The sequence below is a fragment of the Streptomyces sp. NPDC002092 genome, from assembly GCF_053593775.1.
This window is the reverse complement of the sequence record NZ_JBSFDG010000021.1, coordinates 1-15,331: the sequence shown is the minus strand read 5'-3', so window position 1 is coordinate 15,331 and position 15,331 is coordinate 1. Positions and strand designations below refer to the sequence as shown.

12 protein-coding genes are annotated in these 15,331 nt (G+C 70.2%); 9 read left to right on the top strand and 3 right to left on the bottom strand.

What is annotated here, in order from left to right; translation table 11 throughout:
- Positions 1-43 precede the first annotated feature (43 nt).
- On the bottom strand, positions 44-628 hold the full coding sequence (locus ACWCRD_RS37115) for an NADAR family protein (protein WP_450970109.1): 585 nt from the start codon (positions 626-628) through the stop codon (positions 44-46).
- A 211-nt stretch (positions 629-839) separates the two neighbouring features.
- Between ACWCRD_RS37115 and ACWCRD_RS37110 the strand changes: the two genes are divergently transcribed.
- The 7 genes from ACWCRD_RS37110 (at position 840) to ACWCRD_RS37080 (ending at position 8,596) form a co-directional block, all read left to right on the top strand.
- Positions 840-2,375: a gamma-aminobutyraldehyde dehydrogenase gene (locus ACWCRD_RS37110; RefSeq protein WP_450970108.1), complete on the top strand. Its 1,536-nt coding sequence runs from the start codon at positions 840-842 to the stop codon at positions 2,373-2,375.
- A gap of 52 nt (positions 2,376-2,427) precedes the next feature.
- Positions 2,428-3,675, top strand: a complete 1,248-nt coding sequence (locus tag ACWCRD_RS37105; protein ID WP_450970107.1) for an ABC transporter substrate-binding protein — start codon at positions 2,428-2,430, stop codon at positions 3,673-3,675.
- A 5-nt stretch (positions 3,676-3,680) separates the two neighbouring features.
- Positions 3,681-4,832, top strand: a complete 1,152-nt coding sequence (locus tag ACWCRD_RS37100) for an ABC transporter ATP-binding protein (protein ID WP_450970106.1) — start codon at positions 3,681-3,683, stop codon at positions 4,830-4,832.
- Positions 4,832-5,755, top strand: coding sequence for an ABC transporter permease (locus tag ACWCRD_RS37095; RefSeq protein ID WP_450970105.1), 924 nt, complete (start codon positions 4,832-4,834; stop codon positions 5,753-5,755). The genes ACWCRD_RS37100 and ACWCRD_RS37095 overlap by 1 nt, the downstream gene beginning before the upstream one ends.
- Positions 5,756-6,556, top strand: coding sequence for an ABC transporter permease (locus ACWCRD_RS37090; protein WP_344404790.1), 801 nt, complete (start codon positions 5,756-5,758; stop codon positions 6,554-6,556).
- Between the two features lie 29 nt (positions 6,557-6,585).
- Entirely contained in the window at positions 6,586-8,013 is a 1,428-nt protein-coding gene (locus ACWCRD_RS37085; protein ID WP_450970104.1) for an NAD(P)/FAD-dependent oxidoreductase, read from the top strand.
- Between the two features lie 130 nt (positions 8,014-8,143).
- Positions 8,144-8,596: a hypothetical protein gene (locus ACWCRD_RS37080; RefSeq protein ID WP_450970103.1), complete on the top strand. Its 453-nt coding sequence runs from the start codon at positions 8,144-8,146 to the stop codon at positions 8,594-8,596.
- 110 nt (positions 8,597-8,706) lie between these two features.
- Here ACWCRD_RS37080 and ACWCRD_RS37075 read toward each other — a convergent pair whose 3' ends face one another.
- Both ACWCRD_RS37075 and gabT read right to left on the bottom strand, forming a co-directional pair.
- Positions 8,707-9,558 carry a phosphatase PAP2 family protein gene (locus ACWCRD_RS37075; protein ID WP_450970102.1) on the bottom strand — a complete coding sequence of 284 codons (852 nt, stop codon included), beginning with the start codon at positions 9,556-9,558 and terminating at the stop codon, positions 8,707-8,709.
- A 221-nt stretch (positions 9,559-9,779) separates the two neighbouring features.
- Positions 9,780-11,114 carry a 4-aminobutyrate--2-oxoglutarate transaminase gene (gene gabT / locus ACWCRD_RS37070; protein WP_365832027.1) on the bottom strand — a complete coding sequence of 445 codons (1,335 nt, stop codon included), beginning with the start codon at positions 11,112-11,114 and terminating at the stop codon, positions 9,780-9,782.
- A gap of 248 nt (positions 11,115-11,362) precedes the next feature.
- Here gabT and ACWCRD_RS37065 point away from each other — a divergent pair, with 248 nt between their 5' ends.
- Complete coding sequence (locus tag ACWCRD_RS37065; RefSeq protein WP_450970101.1) at positions 11,363-13,486, top strand: ATP-binding protein; 2,124 nt, start codon at positions 11,363-11,365, stop codon at positions 13,484-13,486.
- Positions 13,487-13,615: 129 nt separating this feature from the next.
- A complete protein-coding gene (locus ACWCRD_RS37060) occupies positions 13,616-15,217 on the top strand; it encodes a PucR family transcriptional regulator (RefSeq protein ID WP_450970100.1) in 1,602 nt (533 codons plus the stop codon).
- Positions 15,218-15,331 lie beyond the last annotated feature (114 nt).

Here is a 15,331-nt window from a genome sequence, read left to right as displayed (position 1 = left end):
GGCTCGCTCCGCCTGCCGGCGCGGGCGGGACGGGCGGGCCCGCTCACTCCTCCCGCAATCGCTCCCGTGCCTCCATCAATGCGAAGCCCAGCAGGTTCGGGCCCCGCCAGCGGTCCGGATCGGTTGCCGCCTCGTCGTCCGCCGCGAGGCCTATGCCCCACACCCGGTCCACGGGGCTTGCCTCGACCAGGACCCGATCGCCGGTGTTCACCAGGAACTCCCGCAGATCCGCGTGTGCGGCGAACTTGTGGACGCTGCCCTCGACCACGATCCCGAAGCGCTCGCGCTCCCATATCGCCTCGTCGAAGCCGCGCACCAGCCGCCCCGCCTTCTTGGCCTGGGACGGATGCTCTGCGGCCAGCACCCGCTGCTCCGCCTCCGCGTCGTCGAACAGCCGCGCCTTGGCCGCCATCATCCAGTGCTCGGCGGTCGCGTAGGCCACCCCGTCCACCGTGAACGGCGACGGCCACCACTGGCTCAGACAGCTCGGCCCCGCCTGGCCGTCCGCCCGCGCCCGGTGACCCCAGAAGTGCAGGTACTTGACCCGGACTCCGGCGCGAACTGCCCTGACCAGTGCCTCCCGGGACTCGATCTTCCCCGTGGTGAACTCCCCCGTGATCTTTTCCATGCATGCGAGTCTCGCAGCCACCACTGACACTCCGTCCCCCCTTTTCCGAGCTCACTCGACACCTGGTCGACAGATTCCGTCGCGTAACCGAAAGGCAACAACGGAATCCCTTGTAGGAGTGCAATAGCTCTGTCAGGATCGGCACTCAAATCGAGCTGGAGCTACGCCACCCGCCCCCTGGAGCCACGGGGCGACGGCGGAGGAGAGCGACATGCAGAACCCGGGCACCGCCACCCCGGAACGATTCCCCGCACAGGACCGCTTCGCGGACGGCGCGCAGTTCATCGCGGGCCGCCTGACGAAGGGCACCTCCGGCCGTACGCACGCGGTCGTCGACCCGTCGACGGGCGAGGAGGTGTACACGTACGAACTGGCCGGCACCGACGACGTCGACGCGGCCGTCGCCGCCGCCCGCGAGGCCTTCCCCGGCTGGGCAGCCACCACCCCCGGCGAGCGTTCCGACGCGCTGCACCGCTTCGCCGCCGTACTCGCCGACCGCGCCGAGGAATTCGCCCGCGCGGAGAGCCTGCAGTGCGGCAAGCCGCTGAAGCTGACCCGCGAGTTCGACGTCCCGGGCACCATCGACAACACCGCCTTCTTCGCGGGCGCCGCCCGGCATCTGCAGGGGCAGTCCGCCGGTGAGTACTCCGGGGACCACACCTCGTACGTACGCCGGGAACCCATCGGTGTCGTCGGGTCGATCGCGCCCTGGAACTACCCCCTCCAGATGGCCGCCTGGAAGATCCTCCCGGCGATCGCCGCGGGCAACACGATCGTGCTGAAGCCCGCCGAGCTGACCCCGCTCACCTCGCTGCTGTTCGCGCAGGCGGCCACCGACGCCGGCATTCCGGACGGTGTCATCAACATCGTCACCGGTACCGGAAAGGAGGCCGGTGAGCGTCTCGTCGGCCATCCCGACGTGGCCATGACCTCCTTCACCGGCTCCACCGCCGTCGGCAAGCGCGTGGCCGAGATCGCCACCGCCACCGTCAAGCGCCTCCACCTGGAACTCGGCGGCAAGGCGCCCTTCGTGGTCTTCGACGACGCCGACCTGGAGGCCGCCGTCAACGGCGCGGTCGCGGGCTCGCTCATCAACACCGGGCAGGACTGCACGGCCGCCACGCGCGCGTACGTGCAGCGCCCGCTCTACGAGGCGTTCGTCGAGCGGACCGCAGCCCTGATGGAGACCGTCCGGCTCGGCGACCCCTTCGCCGCCGGCACCGACCTCGGCCCGCTGATCTCGCACGTCCAGCGCGACCGCGTCGCCGGTTTCGTCGACCGGGCGCGCTCCTACGCGCGCGTGGTGACCGGCGGCGAGGCCCCCAAGGGCGAGTGCGAGAACGGCGCCTACTACCGGCCCACCCTGGTCGCCGACGCCGCCCAGGACAGCGAGATCGTCCAGTCGGAGATCTTCGGACCGGTTCTGGTGGTCCTGCCCTTCGACAGCGACGACGAGGGAATCAGGCTCGCCAACGACACCCCGTACGGCCTCGCCGCCTCCGCCTGGAGCCGTGACGTCTACCGGGCGAACCGTGCCACCCGCGAGATCAAGGCGGGCTGCGTGTGGATCAACGACCACATCCCGATCATCAGCGAGATGCCGCACGGCGGCTATAAGGCGTCCGGCTTCGGCAAGGACATGTCCGCGTACTCGTTCGAGGAGTACACGCAGATCAAGCACGTCATGTTCGACAACACGGCGGCGGCCAGGAAGGACTGGCACCGCACCGTCTTCGGGGACCGCTAGCCGAACCGGCCGCACGACCGGCGGCCACTCTCCCGAAAGGGCAACCACGCGCATGGAGCAGTACGAGCCCGACCGCCCGACGCCGGCCGTGGCGGCCGCGATGCGGCGCAGCCTGAGCAACGGCCGGGCGGCGATGACCCGGCGGTCCCTGATGCGCGCCTCCGCGGGCGGCGCGCTCACCGTCGGCGGTCTCGCGGCGCTGACCGGCTGCGGGATCCCCGCAGCGGGCAAGTCACAGGGCGGTGTGTCCGCCGACGACCACTCGGCGAAGGAGAAGGTGATCAACTTCTCCAACTGGCCCGAGTACATCGACGTGGACGACAGCGGCAAGCACCGCCCGACGCTGGACGCGTTCAGCAAGCGGACCGGCATCACGGTCAAGTACACCGAGGACATCAACGACAACGACGAGTTCTTCGGCAAGATCCAGCCGCAGCTCGCCGCGGGCCAGGACACCGGCCGTGACCTCCTCGTACTCACCGACTGGCTGGCCGCCCGCATGATCCGCCTGGGCTACGTCCAGAAACTGGACGCGTCCAACCTGCCGCACGCCTTCGCCAATCTGTCGGACCAGTTCCGCAGCCCCGACTGGGACCCCGGGCGCGCCTACTCGTACCCCTGGCAGGGAATCTCGACCGTCATCGCCTACAACAAGAAGGCGCTCGACGGCGTCGAGGTGAAGTCGGTCTCCGACCTGCTCGACAACCCCAGGCTCAAGGGCCGCGTCGGCTTCCTGACCGAGATGCGCGACAGCATCGGCATGACCATGCTCGACATGGGCAAGGACCCGGCGAAGTTCACCGACGACGACTTCGACGCGGTGATCGCCCGTCTGCAGAAGGCCGTCGACAAGGGCCAGATCCGCCGCTTCACGGGCAACGACTACACGTCCGACCTCACCAAGGGCGACTTCGCCGCGTGTGTCGCCTGGGGCGGCGACATCGTCCAGCTGCAGTCGGACAACCCGGACGTCGGCTACGTCATCCCCGACAGCGGCTACATGACGTCGACCGACAACATGCTGATCCCCAACAAGGCACGCCACAAGACGAACGCCGAGCGGCTCATCGACTACTACTACGAGCCGGCGCCGGCCGCCGAACTCGCCGCGTACATCAACTACGTGAGCCCGGTCGCGGGTGTGAAGCCCTACCTTGCCAAGATCGACAAGTCGGCGGCGCAGAACCCGCTGATCCTTCCCGACCAGGCCATGCAGGCGAAGTCCCACGCCTTCCGCTCGCTGAGCTCGAAGGAAGAGACGGCCTACCAGCAGAAGTTCGCGAAGCTCACAGGGGCGTGACGAAGATGACGACAGACAACAGCGGCGACGTCCGCCTCTCGGGCATCAGCAAGACCTACGGCTCCTTCACCGCCGTACACCCGCTCGACCTGACCGTGCCGCAGGGCTCCTTCTTCGCCCTGCTCGGCGCCTCCGGCTGCGGCAAGACCACCACCCTGCGCATGATCGCCGGCCTGGAGGAGCCCTCCGGTGGCACCGTCCACCTCGGTGAGCAGGAGGTCACGCATCTGCCGCCGTACAAGCGGCCGGTGAACACGGTCTTCCAGTCCTACGCCCTCTTCCCGCACCTCGACATCTTCGAGAACGTCGCCTTCGGTCTGCGCCGCCGCGGCATCAAGTCGGTGAAGAAGCAGGTCGAGGACATGCTGGAGCTGGTCCAGCTCGGCGAGCAGGCGCGCAAGAAGCCGCACCAGCTCTCCGGCGGCCAGCAGCAGCGCGTGGCCGTGGCCCGCGCCCTGATCAACCACCCCAAGGTGCTCCTCCTCGACGAGCCCCTCGGCGCCCTCGACCTCAAGCTGCGCCGCCAGATGCAGCTGGAGCTCAAGCGCATCCAGACCGAGGTAGGCATCACCTTCATCCATGTCACGCACGACCAGGAGGAGGCCATGACGATGGCCGACACCGTCGCCGTGATGAACGCGGGCCGTGTCGAACAGCTCGGCTCTCCCGCCGACCTCTACGAGAACCCGAACACCACCTTCGTCGCCAACTTCCTCGGCACCTCGAACCTGATCGAGGCCGAGGTCGACACCAAGAACGGCGACGACATCGTCCTCAAGGCGGGCGGCGGCAAGCTGGTGCTGCCCGAGGCACGATGTTCCGCGCCCACGACGACCGGCGGCAAGGTCCTGGTCGGCGTCCGCCCGGAGAAGATCTCCCTCACCCACGCCGACGACGCGGGCGAGATCGCCGAGGGCCGCAACCGCATCACGGGCAGGATCGCCGACTCGAGTTTCATCGGCGTCTCCACGCAGTACGTCATCGACAGCCCCGTCTGCCCCGAGTTCGAGGTGTACGCGCAGAACATCGACCGCGACGCCCGGCTGGTGCCCGGCGCCGAGGTCGTCCTGCACTGGAACCCGGCGCACACCTTCGGCCTGGACGCGGCCCAGGACATCGACGCGGGTGTCGCCGAGGTCGAGGAGGACGCCGCCTGATGGCCGCCGTCACCGAGGCGCCACCCCTGGCGCCCGCCCCCCAGACCAAGCCCCCGCGCAAACGGGGCCGCCTGGTGCCGTACTGGCTGCTGCTCCCCGGCATCCTGTGGCTGATCGTCTTCTTCGCGCTGCCGATGATCTACCAGGCCTCCACGTCGGTGCAGACGGGCTCCCTGGAGGAGGGCTACAAGGTCACCTGGCACTTCGCCACCTACTGGGACGCGCTGTCCGAGTACTGGCCGCAGTTCCTGCGCTCGGTCGCGTACGCGGCCGCCGCGACCGTCCTGTGCCTGCTGCTGGGCTACCCGCTGGCGTATCTGATCGCCTTCCGCGCCGGCCGCTGGCGGAACCTGATCATGGTGCTGGTGATCGCGCCGTTCTTCACCAGCTTCCTGATCCGCACCCTCGCCTGGAAGACGATCCTCGCGGACAGCGGCCCGGTGGTGAGCACCCTCCACACGCTGCACGTCCTGGACGTCACCAACTGGCTCGGCTGGACCTCCGGCGACCGCGTCCTGGCCACCCCGCTCGCGGTGGTCTGCGGACTGACGTACAACTTCCTGCCGTTCATGATCCTGCCGCTGTACACCTCGCTGGAGCGCATCGACGGGCGGCTGCACGAGGCCGCCGGCGACCTGTACGCCAAACCCTGGACCACCTTCCGCAAGGTCACCTTCCCGCTGTCGATGCCCGGCGTGGTCTCCGGCACGCTGCTGACCTTCATCCCGGCGGCCGGCGACTACGTCAACGCCGAACTGCTCGGCTCCACCGACACCCGCATGATCGGAAACGTCATCCAGACCCAGTTCCTGCGGATCCTGGACTATCCGACGGCGGCGGCCCTCTCCTTCATCCTCATGGCCGCGATTCTCCTCATGGTCACCCTCTACATTCGCAAGTCCGGGACGGAGGATCTGGTTTAAATGTCCGTCCTCAACTGGCTCAAGCGCCATCTCGTCGTCATCGCGGGACTGCTGACACTCGGATATCTGCTGCTCCCGAACGTCATTGTCACGGTGTTCTCCTTCAACAAGCCGAAGGGGCGCTTCAACTACCAGTGGCAGCAGTTCTCCACGGACGCGTGGAAGGATCCGTGCGGCGTCGCCGACATGTGCGGCTCGCTGTCGATCAGCCTCCAGATCGCCCTCTGGGCGACGATCGGCGCCACCGTCCTCGGTACGATGATCGCCTTCGCGCTGGTCCGGTACCGGTTCCGCGCGCGGGGCACGGTGAACTCGCTGATCTTCCTGCCGATGGCGATGCCCGAGGTCGTCATGGCGGCCTCGCTGCTCACCCTGTTCCTCAACCTGGGTGCTCAGCTCGGCTTCTGGACGATCCTGATCGCCCACATCATGTTCTGCCTCAGCTTCGTCGTCGTCGCCGTCAAGGCGCGCGTGATGTCCATGGACCCGCGCCTGGAGCAGGCCGCGCAGGACCTCTACGCCGGTCCGGCGCAGACCTTCCTGCGCGTCACCCTGCCCATCGCGGCCCCCGGAATCGCGGCGGGCGCGCTGCTTTCGTTCGCGCTCTCCTTCGACGATTTCATCATCACCAATTTCAATGCGGGCTCGACCGTCACCTTCCCCATGTTCGTCTGGGGCTCGGCACAGCGCGGAACGCCCGTTCAGATCAATGTCATCGGTACGACGATGTTCCTCGTCGCCGTATTGTTGGTCCTTTCTTCGATGCTCATCGGAAATCGCCGCAACAAGCAAAAGGCGTAATCGCAGAAACCCTGTAGGGAGTTGAAATCATGGCCCCAAGCGCCATGAGCCGTGGCAACCGCTGGACAAAGTCCCTCTCCGACGCACAGCCGGTCCCGTACTGGCTCGAAGACCCCGGCAAGCCCCACCCCGAGCCCGCGCTCACCGGCGCCGAGACCTGCGATCTGCTGGTCGTCGGCGGCGGCTACAACGGACTGTGGACCGCGCTCATCGCCAAGGAGCGCGACCCCGCACGGGATGTCGTCCTGCTGGAAGGCCGCGAGGCGGGCTGGGCCGCCTCGGGCCGCAACGGCGGCTTCTGTGCCGCCTCCCTCACCCACGGCCTGCCCAATGGCCTGGCCCGCTGGCCCGAGGAGATCCACAAGCTGCAGGATCTGGGCGCCCGCAACCTGGATGAGATCGAGAAGGCGGTCGCCCGCCACTCCCTCGACTGCGACTTCGAACGCACCGGCGAGATCGACGTCGCGACCGAGACGTACCAGGCGTGGGAACTGCGCGACTGGTACGAGGAGATGGAGCGCGAGGGCCTCGCCGAGGGCGTCGAGTTCCTGGACGCGGAAGCGGTACGGGAACAGGTCGACTCACCGACGTTCCAGGCCGGCCTCTGGGACCGCCGTGGCGTCGCCATGCTTCACCCGGCGAAGCTGGCCTGGGGCCTCAAGCGCGCCTGCCTCGCCCTCGGCGTCCGCATCTACGAGCACACCCCCGCCCTCACCCTGAAGCCGTACGGCGCCGGCATGGCCGTACGCACCCCCTACGGCTCCGTCCGCGCCCGCAAGGTCGCGCTCGGCACCAACATCTTCCCCAACCTGATCAAGCGCGTACGGGCCTACACCGTCCCGGTCTACGACTACGCGCTGATGACCGAGCCGCTCAGCGAGGAGCAGCTGGCGTCGATCGGCTGGAAGAACCGCCAGGGTCTCGGGGACAGCGCCAACCAGTTCCACTACTTCCGGCTGTCCGCCGACAACCGCATCCTGTGGGGCGGTTACGACGCGATCCACCACTACGGCGGCCGGGTGCGCCGCGAGTACGACGACCGCCCGGAGACCTACGCCAAGCTCGCCGGGCACTTCTTCACCTGCTTCCCGCAGCTGGAGGGCGTCCGCTTCACGCATGCGTGGGGCGGTGCGATCGACACCTGCTCGCGCTTCTCGGCGTTCTTCGGCACCGCGCACCAGGGCAACGTCGCCTATGCGGCGGGCTACACGGGCCTCGGGGTGGGCGCCACCCGCTTCGGTGCCGAGGTGATGCTGGACCTGCTGGCGGGGGAGAGCACGGAGCGGACCTCGCTGGAGATGGTCCGCAAGAAGCCGCTGCCGTTCCCGCCCGAGCCCTTCGCCTGGACCGGCATCGCCCTCACCAAGTGGTCGCTGGCCCGCGCGGACGCACAGGGCGGCCGCCGCAACCTCTGGCTGCGGACGATGGACCGCCTCGGGCTCGGTTTCGACAGCTGAGGTACGCGATGCGCGGCAATTGTGATCCAGATCACTTAATCGTGTCGGGAAAACCCGCGTAATGCCTGCCGGCAGACCTCCCTCTCTCCCGTGACGCGACCGGCGTCCAGGAGAGACAGGAGGTCTTCTCATGGCTGGGGCGAACACGGCGGTCGAGTGGCTGGCGTCCGTTGCTCCGGATCCCGAGGCCTGCCGCTGGGAGTGGGAGCGCAATCCCCTGGGGATCGCGCTGCTGCCCGCGGGCAAGGCCTGGGACGTGCTCATCCTTCCGGCCGGGCTCGGCTATGCCACGCTCGACGTCCTCACCCGTTTCCTCGACCGGCCGGGCCCGGTGCTCGTGGACTTCGGGGACGCCCGCATGGGCTTCTTCGTGCCGCCGGGCACCGCGGCCCGCTGGCTGGGCACCGGCATCCGTACGGCGGGGGCCGGCACCTGGATCGTGGTGCCGTACCCGGGACGCTCGACCGGCGGCGTCCGCTGGCTGGTCCCGCCGGACGGCTCGGGCACCCTCACGGACCCCTCGCTCCTCGAACTGGCGATGCACGAGGCGGCGGCGGACCTGGCGCGCGAGGAGGACGACTGACGCACCACTGATGGTCACAGGCCTATACAGATGGCTTGCGCAGACGGCTTACGGCTTGCGCGGACGGCTTACGGCTTGCGCGGACGGGGCTTACGGCTTGCACAGACGGCTTACGAAGACGGCTTATGCAAAGAGGGTCTGCTCGCACTCACCGCACTCGCGTCGGCCCCCGTGCGGCCGACGCGGACCAGGAACATCCACAGGGACGCGAGCAGCACCGTGCACAGACACCAGCTGGCCACGACGTCCAGAGGCCAGTGATAGCCGCGCCGCACCAGCCCGAACCCGACGGCGAGATTGACGACGGCGCAGGCGACGAGCAGCGCACGGCGGGCGTACACCGCGCGGAGCCGGGGGAGCAGGAGCAGGGTCGCCGAGCCGTAGGCGACGGCGGCCGTCGCGGTGTGGCCGGACGGGTAGTAGCCGGTCGCCGGCGGTACGAGTGGGGTGCCCGGGCGGTCGATCAGTTCCTTGAGGGGTACGACCAGGGCCGGGACCAGCGCCATCAGCAGCGCGGCCACGAGCGGCGGCAGCCACCAGCGGTACGTCCCCGCCGCACGGGCCCGCCAGGCCACGTACCCCAGGACGACGGCGAGCACAGGCACTGCCACCCCGATGTTGCCCAGGTCGGCGAGGAGTTCCGAGAAGCGGTCGGGGTGCGCGAGGGCGCCGCTGACCCGCCGGTCCACGCCCAGCAGCAGGCCGCCCGAGACGACCTGCCAGGTGATCAGCACGAAGAGGAGGGCGGGAAGCCCGAGAAGGAGAAGAAAGGAGGTCGGCCGCCCCGGAACAGGGGGGGTGGTTCCGAGGCGGCCGATCAGATCGGATCGACGCCCACCCCGGGGGGTTTGGGGCGGGCGACTGTCCGATCGGTGAGGAGATCCGGAGCCGGAAGCTCCGTGTGTGTGCGCGAGGGCACGACCAGGTCGTAGCTGGGGAGGCCACGGCCTGAAATCGCCCACAGTCCCCTGTGAGCGGGGTGTATCTCTCATCTGGGTAGAACCTACGGCAGGGGATCGGCGGAAGACAGACGGAATCGCGTCCCGCCATCCACCTCGCACACGTTCTTCACATGGCCTGACGCCGACCGCCCCGGCCCCGGAATCGCGAGGGATGCCAGGGCTGGGGCGGGTGGTGCGCATGGGACGCGCATCCTGTGCGTGAGCTGGGGATTCCTCTTGGCTCAGATCCGTGCGAAGGCCTGCTCGATGATGTCGAGACCCTCGTTCAGGAGGTCCTCGCCGATGACCAGCGGAGGCAGGAAGCGGAGGACGTTGCCGTAGGTGCCACAGGTCAGGACCAGCAGGCCCTCGGCGTGGCAGGCCTTGGCCAGCGCGGCGGTCGCCTCCGGGTTCGGCTCCTTGGTCGTACGGTCCTTGACCAGCTCGATCGCGATCATCGCGCCGCGGCCGCGGACGTCACCGATGACGTCGAACTTCTCGGCCATGGCGCCGAGGCGGGCCTTCATGACCGCCTCGATGTTCTTCGCCCTGGCGTTGAGGTCCAGCTCCTTCATCGTCTCGATCGAGCCGAGCGCACCGGCGCAGGCGACCGGGTTGCCGCCGTAGGTGCCGCCCAGGCCGCCCGCGTGGGCGGCGTCCATGATCTCGGCGCGGCCGGTGACCGCGGCCAGCGGCAGGCCGCCCGCGATGCCCTTCGCGGTGGTGATGAGGTCCGGGACGATGCCCTCGTCCTCGCAGGCGAACCACTGACCGGTGCGGCAGAAGCCGGACTGGATCTCGTCGGCGACGAAGACGATGCCGTTGTCGGCGGCGAACTTCCGGATCGCGGGCAGGAAGCCCTTGGCGGGCTCGATGAAGCCGCCCTCGCCGAGCACCGGCTCGATGATGATCGCGGCCACGTTGTCCGGGCCGACCTGCTTGCTGATCTGGTCGATGGCCTGCGCGGCGGCCTCGGGACCGGCGTTCTCCGGGCCGGTCGGCCAGCGGTAGCCGTAGGCGACCGGCACGCGGTACACCTCGGGCGCGAACGGTCCGAAGCCGTGCTTGTACGGCATGTTCTTCGAGGTCAGCGCCATCGTCAGGTTGGTACGGCCGTGGTAGCCGTGGTCGAAGACGACGACGGCCTGGCGCTTGGTGTACGCACGGGCGATCTTGACGGCGTTCTCGACGGCCTCGGCACCGCTGTTGAACAGCGCGGACTTCTTGGCGTGGTCACCCGGGGTGAGCTCGGCGAGGGCCTCGGCCACCTCCACATAGCCCTCGTACGGGGTGACCATGAAACAGGTGTGGGTGAAGTCCGCGAGCTGCGCGGACGCCCGGCGTACGACGGCCTCGGCGGAGGCGCCGACGGACGTCACCGCGATGCCGGAGCCGAAGTCGATGAGCCGGTTGCCGTCGACGTCCTCGATGATCCCGCCGCCCGCGCGCGCGGTGAACACGGGCAGCACGGAGCCCACTCCCTGCGCGACAGCGGCGGTGCGGCGGGCCTGCAGTTCCTGCGACTTCGGGCCGGGGATGGCGGTGACGATCCGGCGCTCCTGCGGAAGTGCACTCATGAGGGGCTCCTGGGGGTGTGCGGCCTTGGACACAGGCTCTGCGGGCTCTTGCCTTCTTTTCTCGCAGGTTAGGACCGGGAGAGGGGGGTGGGCATGCTCCATGTGGGCGCTGTCGGGGGGTCGGGTTTGTCCGCGGTGGACATGGCGCCCGGTGCGGGGCCCGGCCGCGTAAGCGGTGAACTCCCCGTGCCGGGGCGTTAGATTGACCGCTGACGGTGGACGGAACGGCTGGTCAGGGAGCGAGGGCGATGGACAGCGACGGGACGCAGGACGCACGGGGTACGCATGCGAATCCTGTGCCGCGTCCGGCAGGTCCGCCGGAGGTACCGCCGCGGCCCACGGCCGCACCCGGCGTGCCGCCGCGGCCGGACGGCTCGGCGTTCCTGACGTGGCTCCGGGCGCCGCGCCCCGAGACACCGCCCGGCGTGTGGCGGTTCGGGCATCGGCCGCGGCCCCAGGAGGAGCCGGAGCAGATTCCGACGCGGCAGTTGATCAGCGGGGCCCTGATCGCCTTTCTGGTGGGCTGGCTGGTCTGGTCGCTGCTCCAGAACGGCTACCTCGGCGGCTGGTGGTGGGTCCCGCTCTTTCTGATCACCCCTGACTCCTGGCGCGGCGACAACGGTGACCTCGGCCCGGCGGGCACCGTCGTCCTCTACGACGGCTATCAGGTGCTCATCGCGTTGATCATCATGATCGTCGTGGGCAAACTCGGTCGCTGGGGCGAGGTGTGGCGCCGCTTCATCGCCCCCCTTCTTCGTCGCCCGGAGCGCCCGGAAGTGGTACCCGCCCTCGAACAGGATCCCGCCGAGTGGCCCCAGCTACGCGCCGCCGGAGCCGCCGACGCCGCCGAGCGGCTGGCCGCCGAGGCCCGGGCCGGGCTGATGCGGGACGTCGACCACGCCCGGATCGTGCGCGCCTGGCAGGGCGTGCGCACCGGCCGGCACAGCCTCGCCGCGTTCACCGGGGCGGTGCTCAAGGACGGCGCCGCCGCCTGTCTGCACCCCTCCGGGGAACGCGACCTGCCGGCCCGGCTCGCCCGGCACGACCTGCTGACCGGTCAGGTACGGCTCGGCACGACCGCCGACGACCCCCGCAACCCCTACGCCTACCGCGGCGCCGGTCTCGGTCTCGGCCCCGAGCTGCTCGGCACCTCCCTGCTCGCCGTGGGCCCGGCAGGCTCCGGCAAGACCGGCACCGTGGTGCGGCCGCTCGCCGAGTCGCTCTGTCTGCACGCCCTCGCCGGACGGGCCGCGGTCGTCGTGGTCGGCGCGGCGGGCGCGGGGCTCGGACCGGTCGACGCCTACGACGTCGTCGTACGGATCGGGAATCCGGAATCGGTGTACGACCTGGACCTGTACGGCGGGACGAGTGACCCGGACGAGGCCGCGGCCGTGCTGGCCGAGGCGCTGGTCGGGGACCTCGCCGATCCGCACCCGGGCAGTGACAGCCGCCGGTCCACGACCGTGCTCGCCCAGCTCCTCGGCCCCTTCCGGGCGGTCCACGGCCGCTTCCCCTCCGTGCCGGAGCTGCGGCAGCTGCTGGACGGATCGCCCGGGCCGCTGGAGGAACTGCGTACCGCGCTGCAGGGTTCCGGGCAGGAGTCGCTGCTGCGGGAACTGGACGCTCGCCAGCGGCAGTCGGGGCACCCCGGGGATGTGGCGGCGGTGCTGGCGGACCGGGTGGCGCTGCTCGACCGGCCCGCCTTCGCGGGGTTCTTCGACACCTCGGGGCAGTCCAAGCCGTTCTCCCTCAAGGCGCTCGACCACCCGGTGCGGGTGCGCATCGACCTGCCCGAGCGCGGACACGCGGACGCTTCGCGGATGCTGGCGCGGCTGGTGCTCGCGCAGTTCAGCGCGAGCGTGGCGGTACGCGAGGACCGGTCGCTGTTCGCCTGCCTGGTGCTGGACGACGCGACCGGGGTGGTGACCCCGGAGGCGGTGCGCGGGATCCAGCGGCTGCGGTCCGGGAACGCCGGCGTGGTACTGACCCTGCGGACCCTGGACGACGTGCCGAGGCCGCTGCGCGGGCCGCTGCTCGGCTCCACCGGATGCCGTATGGCGCTGTCCGGGCTCACGCCGTGGGACGGGCAGGACTTCGCCGAGGTCTGGGGCAAGGAGTGGACCGAGGCACGGGACGTCACCGACCGGCAGATCATCGCCGAGACCCCGGCCGGCAAGGCCGTCCACATGCTCCGGCGCGTCATCACCGGCAAGGCGCCCACCGCACGGGCCGTGACCGTCCGGCAGGTCGAACGCGAGCGGTGGTCGGCATCCGAACTCGCGCACGGGGTGCCGCCCGGGCATGCGGTGCTGTCGCTGACGACCGTCGAGGGAGAGCATGCGCCGCCCCTGCTGGTGGATCTGAGGGGTTAGGTCTGGACTTCACAGGACCGGGTGACCGTACGGTGAGGCAGAATCGGCACAGGCCGTTCATACGTGGCGGCCAAAGGATCACAAGGTTCGCCTGATCCCCGCAGCCTCTTCCGTAGACCTGAAGGCCTCATGCCCCCGACGCTCGCCTCGCTCGTCCACCATTCCGCGCTCAAACTCACCGTGCGCGCGGGTGAGGACCGCCTCGACGTGCCGGTCCGCTGGGCGCACGTCAGCGAGCTCGCCGACCCCGTGCCCTACATGGAGGGCGGGGAGCTGCTCCTGATCACCGCGCTGAAGCTGGACGCGGAGGATCCGGAGGCGATGCGGCGGTATGTGAAGCGGCTGGTGGAGGCGGGAGTCGTCGGACTCGGCTTCGCCGTCGGGGTCAACTACGAGGAGATCCCGAAGGCACTGGTCGACGCGGCGGAGGGCGAGGGCCTCCCCCTTCTGGAAGTGCCGCGGCGGACGCCCTTCCTCGCCATCAGCAAGGCCGTGTCCGCGGAGATCGCCGCCGACCAGTACCGGGCGGTGACGGCGGGCTTCGCCGCCCAGCGGGAACTGACCAAGCAGGCGCTGACCGGCGGACCCGAGGGCGTGCTGTCCGCGCTCGCCTCGCAGGTCGACGGATGGGCCGCGCTGTACGACGCCTCGGGCGCCGTCGTCGCGACCGCACCGGAGTGGGCGGGGCGGCGGGCCGCGCGGCTCACGGCGGACGTGGAGCGGCTGCGGGAGCGGCCCGCGCCGGCGTCCTCGGTGGTGGGCCCCCCGGACAACGAGGACCGCGTCGAACTGCACTCCCTGGGGACGGGGCGGCGACCGCGGGCCGCGCTCGCGGTGGGGACGGCGGCTGCGCTCGGCACGGCGGAGCGGTACGCCGTCCACTCGGCGATCGCGCTGCTCACGCTGACGACGGAACGGTCGAGGTCGCTGCATGCGGCGGAGCAGCGCATCGGTGCGGCCGTGCTGCGCATGCTGCTCGCGGGGGAGCCGGACCACGCTCGGGCAGTCGCGGGCCATCTGTACGGGGGTCTGCTGGACGCCCTTTTCCGGTTGATCATCGCCGAGTCGGCCGCGCGGGCCGCCGCCGACGCGGGCGGCGATCCGCTGGCCGGGCTCGCCGAGATCGTGGAGTCGGCGGCCGCGCGGGCGGGGGAGGCCGTGCTGGTCGTGCCCGAGGGGGACCGGCTGGTCGTGCTGGCCGCGGACGGGGGTGCGGCGGTCACGGCGTGCGGGGAGTACGCGGCGGCGGTCGAGGCTGAGCGGGGCGGGGCGGAGGGTGTGCGGGACGGCGCCGGCGGTGAGGAGGACGAGCTGGTGGTCGGGGTGTCGGCGCCGGTGGGGCCGATCGCGGCCGCGGCGGCGTACAAGCAGGCCGAGCAGGCGTTGTCGGTGGCCCGGCGGCGGGGGCGGGTGCTCGTGGGGCACGAGCAGCTGGCGGCGGGGTCTGTGCTGCCGTTGCTGGCGGATGACGCGGTGAAGGCGTTTGCGGACGGGTTGCTGCGGGCGTTGTACGAGCATGACGCGACCGGGCGGGGGGATCTGGTGGCCTCGCTCCGGGCGTGGCTGTCGCGGCACGGTCAGTGGGATGCGGCGGCTGCGGATCTGGGGGTTCACCGGCATACGTTGCGGTATCGGATGCGGCGGGTGGAGGAGATTCTGGGGCGGTCGCTGGACGATCCGGATGTACGGATGGAGCTGTGGCTGGCACTGAAGACGACGTCTGCGGAGTAGCCACCACCGGGTTTCCTCGCCCCGCCGCCCCTTCCCGTCCCGACCCTGGGGGCTGCCGCCCCCAGCCCCCGCTTTCGGCCTGAACGGCCTCGTCCTCAAACGCCGGACGGGCTG

Coding starts and splice junctions, on each gene's coding strand:
- ACWCRD_RS37115 (WP_450970109.1), bottom strand. CDS start 628: ATGGAAAAGATCACGGGGGAGTTCACCACGGGGAAGATCGAGTCCCGG.
- ACWCRD_RS37110 (WP_450970108.1), top strand. CDS start 840: ATGCAGAACCCGGGCACCGCCACCCCGGAACGATTCCCCGCACAGGAC.
- ACWCRD_RS37105 (WP_450970107.1), top strand. CDS start 2,428: ATGGAGCAGTACGAGCCCGACCGCCCGACGCCGGCCGTGGCGGCCGCG.
- ACWCRD_RS37100 (WP_450970106.1), top strand. CDS start 3,681: ATGACGACAGACAACAGCGGCGACGTCCGCCTCTCGGGCATCAGCAAG.
- ACWCRD_RS37095 (WP_450970105.1), top strand. CDS start 4,832: ATGGCCGCCGTCACCGAGGCGCCACCCCTGGCGCCCGCCCCCCAGACC.
- ACWCRD_RS37090 (WP_344404790.1), top strand. CDS start 5,756: ATGTCCGTCCTCAACTGGCTCAAGCGCCATCTCGTCGTCATCGCGGGA.
- ACWCRD_RS37085 (WP_450970104.1), top strand. CDS start 6,586: ATGGCCCCAAGCGCCATGAGCCGTGGCAACCGCTGGACAAAGTCCCTC.
- ACWCRD_RS37080 (WP_450970103.1), top strand. CDS start 8,144: ATGGCTGGGGCGAACACGGCGGTCGAGTGGCTGGCGTCCGTTGCTCCG.
- gabT (WP_365832027.1), bottom strand. CDS start 11,114: ATGAGTGCACTTCCGCAGGAGCGCCGGATCGTCACCGCCATCCCCGGC.
- ACWCRD_RS37065 (WP_450970101.1), top strand. CDS start 11,363: ATGGACAGCGACGGGACGCAGGACGCACGGGGTACGCATGCGAATCCT.
- ACWCRD_RS37060 (WP_450970100.1), top strand. CDS start 13,616: ATGCCCCCGACGCTCGCCTCGCTCGTCCACCATTCCGCGCTCAAACTC.